Genomic DNA, 13,188 nt, shown 5'->3' on the forward strand with positions numbered 1-13,188 from the left:
TTGCCGGCTCTTCTTTTTTACGCTTCACACACGCTATCAGGGGTGCTGGATGATCAGGCTATGTTGATCTTCCAGCATGCTCTGCAGGATATCGTGGGACGAGGTGCTGGTGAGATTCCAGCTACTCAAATCCACATCCTTCAGGGTGATCTGCTGGGTCACATGACCATCCCCGGCTGGCGCCACCGAGAGATTCACATCGCTTAGGCCATTGCTCCCCGTGGTCACCGAGGCAGAGAGATGCTTGAGCAGATCATCGACACCATTGCCAGTGACCCCTTGCAGCATATCAGCCAGATCGATCTTGTCCCCCTGTTCCGGATGGAAGTCGGTGATGGTATCGATGGCGGGCTGCCCCTGACTCCCCTCATCCCCGTGCTGCCAGACGAAGAGATCGCTGCCAGCCCCGCCGGTGAGAATGTCGTTGCCATGGCCCCCCAGCAGACGGTCATCGCCTGAGGAGCCAAACAGCCAATCCCCCTGATCGGAACCGACCAGCTCATGACCACTCTGGCCGTGCACCGTGATGGTCTCAAGGGGCGTGCTGACGGTTGAGCCGCCGACACTCGACTCGGCACTGATCCCCAGCACATGGTCACCGTCACCAAAACCGCTGAAGTAGAGCGGAACCGAGTGATCGGCCGGGATCAACCAGTCGCCATTGCTATCGGCATGACCGACACTCTGACCATGCTCATCCTGCACTTGTGCCCCATCCAGGCCGCTGATGCGGATGGAGAGTTCACCGGTGGCCGGATTGACCACGCTGGCATTGATGCCAAGGGGGATAACGGCCCCCTGCAAGGCATGGAACGCATGCTGATCCACCGTCAGACCCGGCATATCCGGCTCGGGCGTGACAGTGATGGTCACCTGATCGGTGTCGCTCAGCGGGCCACCCGCACCAGTGTTGCCCTGATCGGAGGTAGTGACGGTAAGGGTATCCTCTCCCCAGAAATCTTTGGCCGGTTCATAGTGCAGGTTGCTTGCCAGCAACTGGTTGAGATCAGCCAGCGACCCCACCAGGGTGATCTCGCTGGTACCCGCCCCCTGCACCATCACGGCACCGGTTGCACCCAGCAAGGTCAGCACACCATGCTCGACCCGCAGCACCATGGAGACAGGCGCACTGCCTGCATCCACATCCTTCACGCTGACGCCAGAGAGCGACAGAGAGCCATCCTCTTTGACCGTCATGCTGCCAGGCAGCTGATTGACCGGCGCATCGTTGACCGGCTGCACCTCGATGGGCAGCACATCGGTATCGCTGAGTGCCCCGCCACTACCCGTGTTCCCCTGATCGTTGGTGACCATGGTCAGGGCGTCATTGCCGTAGAAATCACTGTTGCCCTGATAGGTGACCCCACCAGAGAGCAAGGCATTGAGATCGGCCAGCGTGCCGGTCAGCACCAGCGAACCGGTGCCGTTGCCGACTACCGTCACGCCGCTGCCAGCAGGCAGCGTCAGGGTGCCATGTTCCACCGACAGGGTGATCTTGATGGGGCTGTTGCCCGCATCCACATCTTTCACCTGCAAACCGTGGATGACAAAAGGCTGATCTTCCTGCGCGACCTGAGGGGTCGTTGGCAATACGTTGATTGGCGCATCGTTGACCGGGCTTACATCCACATGGATGGTGCCATTGACCTCGGGGCCAAGGGCGCCGTTGTCGAGGCTCTGGGCGGTGATCTTGAGATCCAGTGCACCGTTGGCATCATTGGTCACCAGCTCGACTGCACCCAGCTTGCCGCCCTCGGTGGTGACCTGCCAGCGACCGCCACCCAGATCAACAACCGTCCCCGCCACGCCATTTGGCAATCGGATCTCGGCACCGTCAGGCACCCCTTCGATGGTGACCCGCACCTGCTCCGGTTTATTCTCATGCACATTACCCGCATTGCCGCCGGTTGGTTGGTTATCCCGGGTCTCCAGCCCCAGATCCAGCGTGATCACATCCCCTTCGGTACCGCTCGCCTGGCCCTGAATGTCGGCGATAAGGGCATCCCCCACCGGATTGACGGTTACGGTAAAGCTGCCACTGGTTTCGAGCGGAATGGTGAGCCCCTTGTCCAAGGTAAAGGCGCTCAGCGACAGCTCCACGGTGCCGCTAAAATCAGCTGGCGGGATCAGGGTCAGCGTGGAGAAATCAGTCCCCACCGGGATCTGCCAGACGCCGCCACCATTGTTGACCGCCGGAGCCGACAGGGTGAAGCCATCCGGTACCCCCTTTATCTGCAGCGCGACGATCTGCTCCGAGCCATCATTGTCGATAAGGGTTGCGCCAAATCCGGCAAGGTTGACCGTGCCATCTTCGCTCCCCGTGACACTGTGCATCGAGAGCTGGGCCGGATCGTTGACCGGTCTCACCTCAAAGCCGACCTGCCCGATCCAACTGCCGCTGTCGGTCACCTGCTGGCCACCGACCAGCGCGGTATCGACGATATCGACCTTGATGTCGAGCGGTACCTGACCGCTGAAGTGCTCTTTGGGCACAAACACCAAGTCCTTGAGGGCAACCACGTCGTTGACCACCAGGGTGTTGACCGGCTTGCTGCTGCCATCGAGGAAGTAGCCATATTTGGCATCCACCGTGATGGTGACCCGCTCCACGGTTTCGAGGCCACCATTGGCGATGGAGGGGCTAATATCGGCCAGTTTCACCGAGAGATCGAGGTGGATCTCGCTATCTTCCAGATTGTCCGGCTGTCCGTCCTGGTTGGTATCCAGCACGGTCAAAGTCAGTTCCGGGTGCTCGCCACGGCCACCATTCACATCGACCACGGGGGCCACATCGACCTGTACCGTCGTGCTGTCGACCTTGATATCGCCACTGGCAGTATCCGTGTTGACCACCTTCACCTCGATATTGAGCGAGCCGGCAAAGTCTTGCGGCAAGCCGAGGGTCAACCCTTCCAGGCCCGCCAGTGACGGCGGCACCTTGATGACGTACTCACCGGTCGAGATGTTGTACTCGGCGCCGCTGATGGTGACGCCCGCCGGCAGCCCCTTGAGGACAATGGTCACCTCGTCGCTCCCCTGGTCGGCGGCGCCGATATGGATCACGCCTTTGAGCTGCTGACCAAAATCAACCCGGATATCCTCCTTGCCCACCAGCACGGCGTTGTCGTCGATATCGACAGTCGCCGCCGGCGTCTTGGGCGTCACTGGCTTGTTTTCAAATTCGGCACTGGTTTCCAGGCTCACTTTGACATGGGCACTGGCATCGCCATCATCGCCCCTGTCGATCACCATGGCATCGATGCGGATCGGTTCGACCTTGCCGACAAACCCGTCCGGCGCATGCAGCTTGAAGCTGCCGAGGTTGCCCGCCGGCACGATCCAGCTGCCGTTACCGTTGTTGATACCGCCAACCACCACGAACTGATCGCCTGCACCACCGTTCAACACCGGCAGATTGATCACTAGATAGTCGATCTCCTCCACGCTCGAGGGATCGAGGTCGGTAAAGACGAAGCGTCCAGTCAGGTCTATATCAGCACCGCTCTGCCCCACGAGAGATCCACCGCTCTGGGTCAGCACGCCATCGGGCTCCACCACGGCCTGGATATCGACATGCAGATTGCCATCGATCACCTTCTCGGCCACCGCGCCCGAATCCACATCATGCTGGGTCACGGTGACGTGGCTCTGGATAGTGGTATCCCGATCGCTATCCTCCGGCGCCTTCACCAGCAGTTGCCCCCCGTTGAGCAGGCTGTCGAGCTGGGTGGCGGTCAGGGTAACCTTGCCACTGACCACGGTCAGCTGGCTCTCGACACTGCCGACTCGCAGCCAGATCTGGTAGCCATCCTCCACCCCGGAGAGACTCAGCGCCGTGACTTTCTCGGCGCCGTCAGTAAGGGTCGGATGCCAGTCCAGCACGGTGAACTGATCTTCCAGGCCATGGCTGGTCTTGCTGTAATCGGTGGCGTCAATCTCGGGTTCAACCTTGATATGCAGCGGCACATCGAAGCTCTTGTGATCACCATCGTTCTCGGTCACCACCACCTTGGCGATCAGGTTCAAATCCGCCGTGCTGTTGTGGGGCGGCTGTATAAGCAGGTTGCCAAGATCCGATACATTGACCTGATAGGTCGGTTTGCCGCTGGCATCGAGCCCGGCAAAGGTAAGGGTCAGCTCCTTGCCGCTGGCATCAAAGACCCTAGCACCTTCCGGCAGCCCTTGCAGCACCACGTTGAGGCTCTCGGAGGTGTCGTGCGGGGTATCGACCCACTCGCCCGAGGTGAGGGTAAAGTTGAGCGGTGCCCGTCCATCCTCACCCACTGTGGTGGCATAACCTGTCCCTTCGGCCTCCCAGCCGGTATTACCAAGCTCGAAATGGGGCTGATCCACCACCCCCACCAGATCCACATGAAGGGTCTGGGAGCCGGTCTCCTTCTCGTTCACCACGGTATGGGTCTGGCCGTTGGCATCGGTCAAGGTCGCCGTGTCTTTCACCACCCCCTTGATGGTCAGGTCGAAATCGACGTTGCTGTTTTTCGGCGGTTGCAGCTTGAGTTCGCCAATCCGATCAAAAGGAACCTCATAGTAACCGGCTATGTTCTGTGCAACGGCGGAACCACCCAGCAACAAGGTTGCACCGTCAGGCAGGCCACTGATGCGGACAAACATCTGCTCGGAGCCATCGAGTTTGTCACCCAGATGAGCAAGGGCAATCTTGCTGCCCAGATCGAGCAGGGTGTCTTCCTTGCCCTGAATGTCACGCACGGTGAGCTTGGCGTCATCGGCCACCGGATTGACGTTGATCACCAGATCAATTTTGTCTCCCTGCGCCGTACCCTGACCCTGAGCGATCGGGTTCTTCTCGGTGCTGATCGGCGTCACCGACAGCTTGATGTCACCACTGAAATCCTTGCCCGGAACAACAGTCACCTTGTTGATGTTGCCTGCCGAAACGGTGTAGATGCCATTGCTATTTGGCTTGAGCTCGACACCGTTGAGCATCAGGGTTCCCTTGCCCGCTTCCAGCTTGATCTGATAGGTCAACGTCTCGGAGCTGTCGGTGTCAGTCAGGCTCGCCTTGACGTCCAGCTTGATACCCGTGCTGTCTTCATTGGTGTCATAGTGGCGAGTGGTGTTGGCTGTGTCCCACATCGGCTTGTCGGCCACGCCGCGCACTGTCACAGCCAGATCGCCCGTTACAGCCGCAGGAGCTGCCCCTTCGGTGACACCGACCTGCAGTTGCACCTGGAAGTGCAGCGGCTGACCGCCATTGCTCCAGCTCGACCAGTTGCTTGAAGGCACAAAGGTCACCCCCTGAGTGGTGTAGTGAACATTATCACTGGTCACCATGGCCGCTGGCGGCACGATAAACCACTTGCCATCAGCCGTGGTGGTGAGGGCAACGCCGTTGTAATAGAAGGTGCCATGGGCATTGGTGGGCGCCTGAATCAGGAGCTGGTCCACATGCTCACCGCGATCGAAATCGCCAATATAGAGCTGCATGTTGATAGGGATACCCAGCCTCGGGTCTTGCGCCCCCTGATCTTCGTTACCAATGGCTGCGCTAACGATAAAGCGCACCGCTTCATCCTGCAGATTGAGGGTCAGTGTGCTGTCTGCACGATCGCCATCGCCATCGACCAGATGGGCTGTCACCACCTGACTGAGCTGACTTGCGTCGTGATTGAAACCGGCCGCAGGATTGAAGGAGTAGGAGCCATCGGCAGAAATGGTCAGGGTTCCCATCACCTGCTTGCCATCGGGGCTCATCACATCTTGTATCAAAGAGCCATTGATGGCGTACGTCTGGCCATTGATGGTAATCGACTCGACACGGGCACCATCCGCACCTTCATTGGCGGTAGGCAGCAGATCGCCGGTCACGGTACTGCTCCCCTCGCTCAGGGTATGAGCCAGCACAGTGCCGATAGGCATGTCATCTTGTACCGTCACGGTCACGCTGACGTTCGGACTGCGATCGCCATCATGATCGGTGACAAACAGCGGCACTTCGATGGTCAACTCATCCTTGCCCTGTGCACCGTGATCAAGCTGGCCTACCAGATGGACGCTGTAACTGCCGTTAACATCGAGGTGGACCCAGAAAACGGGCTTGCCCCCCTCGGCAGTAGCCAGATACCAGCCGGTGCTGTGTGCAGCCAGCGTAACCGCTTTGCCACCCGACGTGAGGTGATTGGCCTGATTGAATGCAGCCACATCCAGCTCAAGGGAGGCAACCCGATCCGAACCGGCTGTGATGGTCACCTTGCCACTATCGGTTTCTCCACGCCCTGCAGGCGTGGTCCCCGGATGCTGACCGTTCACAGCATCGAGATCAGACTCCTCGACCCGAACCGGCTCAATGGCGGATATGATCGGGTTGATGCCATCAGTCACCGTGACAGTGGCGGTGCCCTGATTTTTGCTGCCATCGCTGTCGGTGACTTCGACCGGCAGATTCAGCTCAAGCTTGTTGTCTGCCCCGTGATCCAGGTTGGTATGCACCGTTACCTGATAACCGATCTCTGCGCTGGTGTGAGCGGCGATGGTGGCAGGGACGGTGGGGATGGAGACCGTCATCACTACCAGACCACCACTGGTCACCGCCTGGAAGGTGTGACCATCCGAGCCAACCGCTTTCCAGGTCAGGGTTTCGCCGTTATGGGTGATGGCCTTGCCACTGGCATCCATGACCTGACCGGAGAGGGTCAGTCGCACATCAGTCACCGGATCCGAGTCAGCCTTGATGGTGATCTTGCCGCTCGTCTGCTGGTCATCCACGGCCGAGTTGGCGCCATCGAAGCGCCCTTCATTGAGGGTTACATCGGTCAGGGTGAGGGTTGGTTTCTCCCCTTCCCCAATCTGGATATTGAGGGTGCCGCTGGTGCTGTCGTTGTTGCCGCCCGCCTTGTCGTAGTCGTTGACGATCACCTTGATGGGCAGCTCGGTCACGGCGTTTCCGCCCTGATGAAGCCCCTGATAGAGGGTCACCTTATAGTCAAATCCGTTTTTGCCCGCCTGATCGAGGCTGCCAACCAGCTTGACCTCGAACACCTCGAACCGCTGGCCATCCACCATCACATAACCCTTGAGCAGCTGGCTACCTGGGATAGAGCTATTGTCATCAACCAGCTCGTACTGCACCGGTTTACCCAATGCGGTCAGCGCAGGTTGTTCGTTGGCATCGGCAAACGCCACCTCGACCACCCGATCCGACCCGGCTTGCACATCGAAGTGACCGGTTTGGCTCAGGCTGTTGCTGCCGGTGAGGTCCCCCTCATCCAGGGACACGCCTTTGCCCGGAATAAAGCTCGGTGCCTTGCCATCCACGATGGTGAGCGGCAGCGTGGTACCGATGCGATCGCCATCCTGGTCGGCCAGGGTGACAGCAAGCGGCAGATTGAGGGATTCACTCCCCTTGTGATCCAGCTCGCAGCTCAGGGTGACCTTGGCGGTGACGCTCCAGTTGCCATTGTTATCGACCAGGCTCAGCTCGGCGCGCAGCACCACCTGGCCACCGGCGGTTCCGACCAGCTGGCCATTGGCATCAAGGGAAAAGGTGATCGGGTTGCCATGACTGGTCAATCCGGTCAAGGTGCTCTGGATAGCGGCGATATCAAAACCGAGGGATGCCAGATCAAGGGCATCGCTGCCGTGCGCGACCGAGAAACTCATGGTGCTGACGGCAGCCGTCTCCCCTTGCGCCATCTCGGTGATGGTGGTGCCGGTCACGGCGGAAATGGTCGGATTGGCACCATCCCCCACCTCAACCGTAATGGTGGAGAAGACCTTGTCACCATCGCTGTCGAGCAGGGTAAAGCCCGCCTTGAGCAGGCTGTCGGCACTGCCCTGATCCAGCGGTTGATGGAGGGTAAAGCTGTATTTGCCATCGTTACCGAGGGTCAGCTCAAACACCAGCTTGCCATCTGGGGTACGTCCCTCGATACGATGATCGGCCACCGCGATGGTCACGGCCTGCTTGCCCGAGGTGAACCCTTGCAGCCCCGGCTGATTGGCATCGAAAGTGATGCTGGCCAGCGGATCGCTGCCCGCCGTGATAGTCAGATCACCGTCAAGGGTCTGGCCTTGCTGCCAGTTGCTATCTTCGGTGAGCGTGAGGGAGACAGGATTAACCTGCGGCAAGGCGCCATCGGTAATGGTGATATTGAGGGTACCGAGATTGCTCTTGTCGCCGTCAAAATCTGAGCCCTGTACCTTCAGGCCAAGGTTGAGGCTGTTGGTCGCTTCCGGCTCGTCAAACACCCCGGTCAGGGAGACGCTGTATTTGCCATCCAGCCCGATGGTAACAGTGAGGATTGTCTTGCCCTGCCAATCCTTGACGATCAGCTGGTTGTCCTGAACCTCGTAAGTCGTCGCCTTGCCCTGGCTGGTGAGCCCCGCCAGCGCCGGTTGGCTCGCCTCAAAGTCGAGAGAAACCAGACGATCGCTCCCCACCGTCACCGGCAGCTGACCATTGATGCTCTGGTTGCCCCCCTCTTGCAGGGCGACGCCTTTATCGAGACCGAGCACAGGATCTGCACTATCACTCACCGTGATGGTAGCGGTGCCCTGATTTTTGCTGCCGTCGCTGTCGGTGACTTCGACCGGCAGATTCAGTTCCAGCTTGTTGTCTGCCCCGTGATCCAGGTTGGTATGCACCGTCACCTGATAACCGATCTCTGCGCTGGTGTGAGAAGCGATGGTGACAGGGACGGTGGGGATGGAGACCGTCATCACTACCAGACCACCACTGGTCACCGCCTGGAAGGTGTGACCATCGGTGCCAACCGCTTTCCAGGTCAGGGTTTCGCCGTTATGGGTGATGGGCTTGCCGCTGGCATCCATAACCTGACCGGAGAGGGTCAGTCGCACATCGGTCACCGGATCCGAGTCAGCTTTGATGGTGATCTTGCCGCTCGCCTGCTGGTCATCCACCGCCGAGTTGGCACCATCGAAACGCCCTTCGCTGAGGGTTACACCTGTCAGAGTGAGGGTCGGTTTATCCCCTTCCCCAATCTGGATATTGAGGGTGCCGCTGGTGCTATCGTTGTTGCCGCCCGCCTTGTCGTAGTCGTTGACGATCACCTTGATGGGCAGCTCGGTCACGGCGTTGGCGCCCTGATGGGTCCCCTGATAGAGGGTCACCTGATAGTCAAAACCGTTCTTGCCCGCCTGATCCAGCGTGCCAACCAGCCGCACCTCAAACACCTCGACGCGCTGGCCATCGACCACCACATAGCCCTTGAGCAGCTGACTACCCGGGATGGCGGGATCCCCATCAAGCAGCTCGTATTTGACGGTTTGGCCGAGGGCTGTGAGCGCCGGTTGCTGGCTGCCATCGGCAAACGCCACCTCCACCACCCGATCCGACCCTGCCTGCACGTCGAAGTGACCGGTTTGACTCAGACTGTTGCTGCCGGTGAGGTCCCCTTCATCCAGAGACACGCCTTTGCCCGGGATAAAGCTCGGCGCCTTGCCATCCGCGATGGTGAGCGGCAGCGTGGTACCGATGCGATCGCCATCCTTGTCGGCCAGGGTGACCGCCAACGGCAGGTTGAGGGATTCGCTCCCCTTGTGATCCAGCTCACCCGTGAGGGTCACCTTGGCGTTCACACTCCAGTTGCCATTGTTATCGACCAAGCTCAGCTCGGCGCGCAGGATCTCGCGACCATCTGTCGTGGTGCCAACCAGCTGGCCGTTGGCGTCGAGGGAGAAACTGATCGGGCTGCCATGGCTGGTGAGCCCAGTCAGGGTGCTCTGGATGGTGGCGATATCAAAACCGAGAGATGCAGGATCAAGGGCATCGCTGCCGTGGGTCACCGTGAAACTCATGTTGCTGACCGCAGCCGCCTCCCCTTGCGCCATCTCGGTGATGGCGGTGCCGCTGACGGCGGAGATGGTCGGGTTGGCGCCATCACCTACCGCCACGGTGATAGTGGAGGAGACCTTGTCGCCATCGCTGTCGAGCAGGGTAAAGCCCGCCTTGAGCAGGCTGTCGGCACTGCCCTGATCCAGCGGTTGATGGAGGGTAAAGCTGTATTTGCCATCGTTGCCAAAGGTCAGCTCAAACACCAATTTGCCATCTGGGGTACGTCCCTCGATACGATGATCGGCCACCGCGATCGTCACAGCCTGCTTGCCCGAGGTGAACCCTTGCAGTCCTGGCTGGTTGGCATCGAAGGTGATGCTGGCCAGCGGATCGCTGCCCGCGGTGATGGTCAAATCACCGTTAAGGGTCTGCTCCTGCTGCCAGTTGCTATCTTCCGTGAGCGTCAGGGAGACAGGATCGACCTGCGGCAAGGCACCATCGGTAATGGTGATATTGAGGGTGCCGAGGTTGCTCTTGTCGCCGTCAAAATCGGTGCCCTGTACCTTCAGGCCAAGGTTGAGGCTGTTGGTCGCTTCCGGCTCGTCAAACACGCCGGTCAGGGAGACGCTGTACTTGCCATCCAGCCCGATGGTGACGGTGAGGATCGCCTTGCCCTGCCAATCCTTGAGGGTCAGCTGGTTACCCTGCACCTCATAACTGGTGGGATGCCCCTGGCTGGTGAGCCCAGCGAGCGCTGGTTGGCTCGCCTCAAAGTTGAGGGAGACCAGACGATCGCTGCCCACCGTCACCGGCAGTTGACCATCGATGCGCTGGTTGCCCCCTTCCTGCAGCGAAACGCCTTTGTCGAGACCAAGCGAAGGATCACTGCCGTCGTTGATGGTCAGAGTCAGGTCGGCGCTGGTGGTGTCGCCATCGATCTCTTTGGCACTCACCTGCAACCCCAGCGAGAGGCTGTCGCTACCCTGATGATCGAGCGGGCCGGTAAGGGTGACCACCACCCGCCCAGCCAGATCGCTGCCCTGCTGCTGCGCATTCAATTCGGCGCGCAGCACCTCCACCCGTTGGCCACTGCCATCTAGGTAGTAACCCACCAAGGTGCGATCATCGGCAAATTCAAAGGTCAGCGGATGACCATCGCTGGCAAGACCCGAGCCGTTGAGGGTAGTCAGGGTACTGTTCTGATTACTGAACACCAGCGAATCCACCAACAAAGGATCGACACCGTGTTTGACTACAAAACGGCTCTCACCCACTACGGCAGCACCGTTAATAAAGGCATCTTCGGTCAGGGTAATGGGCGGGAGATCAACGTCAAAGTTGGGCGGATTGCTGTCCACCAGATTGATCACCAGCGGCGCCTTCACCAGATCGCCGTCGCTGTCGCGATATTCGAGGTTGAACGGCAGGCGCAACACGTCCTGACCGTGATCCAGGCTTTGACTCCAGACGATGCGGTAACTTCCGTCATTGTTGAGGGTCAGGGTGAAGACAGTCGCCCCACCAGCACTGGCGGTCAGGGTCTGACCGTTGATGGTGTAGCCAAGGGGCGCGCCATGGCTGACGAGCCCCAGCCCTTCCAAGGCACTCTGATCAGCGGCGAACTGGACTTGCAGATTGCCATCCTGGCCAGCACCGGTATTTAGACTGCCGATCGCGGTGATCGGGCCATCGGCCAATCCGGCTTCGGAGAGCGTCAGGGTTTCGCTCTGACCAATCAGCGGTGCCCCATCGCTGGCGCTGTTGCCCGCCAGATCGGTGACACTGGCACGCACTTCAAAGGATTGATTGATACCGGAGAGATCAAGACCTGATACCTGCCAGCGGCCATCGGCCCCCACCTGTGCCGAGGTGGTCAACAGCGGCTGGCCATTGCTGTCAACAAGTGTGATGGTGACACTCTGACCCGCTTCCACATTGCTGGTGGAACCGCTCAGGGTGGTGCTGCTGTTGCCAAACAGGGCAGTGGTATCGAGATCATCGATGTCGATAGATGCCTGAGTATCGACATTGATAACGAGGGTATCGCTGGCGCGGTTGCCGGCAATATCCACGGAATTGACCTGAAACTGGTACTGGCCATCGGCCAGGGTCTGCGGCAGCTGATATTGCCAGTTACCGGCGGCATCCACCGTCAGGACGGTGAGCACGCTACCGCCAAGGCTCAGGGTCACGGTGGCGCCGGGCTCCCCCTTCCCTTGCAGCAGCGGGGTATTGTCGCGGGTCAGATCATCGGTCTGACTGGCGCCGGTGTCGCTCTCATCGGCGAGATCGAGGGTAATGGTGGTGATGGTATCGAGCAGAGTCTGTCCGGTATCGCTGGCGTTGTTGCCCGCCTGATCCTGGGTATTGGCCACAATCTGCAACGGGCCATCCACCAGCTTGCCGGTCACATCGCCAAAATTGGCTTCCCACACCAGGCCGGGCAGCACCACTGTCGTCACCGTCAGTGAATTTCCCGTCTGATCGATAAGGGTCACAGTGACTGGCTGGCCTACCTCCACATCATCCACCACACCACGAATGATGACGCCAGCCGCTTCATCGGCGTTGATAATGTTGTCGCTGGTTTGGGGCTCGGTGATGATGATGGCGGCAAAGAAATCGCGCTCTTCGGAAAACAGCAGCTCATCGCCCACAGGTTGCACCGTATGGTCGGTATCAAAACCGGCCTCGGCCAGGGTGGCGTCATTGGTACGATCGACCACCACAAATCCACCCGAGCTGGAACCGGCTACACCACCGATATTGCCCGCAGCGGCTGCGTTACCGGCGGCGGTCTCCTGGAACAATTCGGTCGGGTCAATACCCTGACGGATCGCCTCTTGCAATGAGGCCAGTTCCGGATCGGCCGGTTGCCCATCAGCAGCAGGCGTGACGGGCTCAGGTTTGGCGGCCGTTTCTTGCACGCCAGCAGGATCACTGCCCGGCTCGGCTAGCTGAAAATTGCTCCCTTGAACGGATTGCAGGCGATCCCCCGGCTGCAGCGCCATCCCCACCTTTGCTCGCATGACAGATCCATCTGCACTGATGACAAACACGGAGCCCTCGAGTTGGGTGATCACCGTGGACTTTTCAATTTGCAACTCTGCCATACAACCTCCAGCAAAACCTTAACCACCAACATCAGTACCTACAGGGTACTTGTCTGTTCAATAATCATACCGCACCAGACTAAGTGGGTCTTTTCGCTATTTTCGACAATGATTGCCATAAAATGGCCATAACTTACAAGATTGTGCATCTAACAGGCCTTTTTAAATGAAATGAGATTTGGATGACCCCAATTGCATCACCTTTATTAACAGGTCTATCAGACTCCATGTGACCATTTCTGTCGTTTGACGATAAATCCACTGCAGCTTCAATAAATGGATCATAATCCGAAGGTCGAAAGC

The 13,188-nt window shown here is 59.2% G+C and carries 1 protein-coding gene; it reads right to left on the reverse strand.

Annotation, left to right across the window (positions count from 1 at the left end; translation table 11 throughout):
• Window positions 1-36: 36 nt before the first annotated feature.
• Window positions 37-12,885, reverse strand: coding sequence for a retention module-containing protein (locus ACTG2T_RS21670; RefSeq protein WP_330124381.1), 12,849 nt, complete (start codon window positions 12,883-12,885; stop codon window positions 37-39).
• Window positions 12,886-13,188: the final 303 nt, after the last annotated feature.

This window comes from Aeromonas sp. 75A, assembly GCF_051919425.1.
GTDB classification, from domain to species: Bacteria; Pseudomonadota; Gammaproteobacteria; order Enterobacterales; family Aeromonadaceae; genus Aeromonas; species Aeromonas veronii.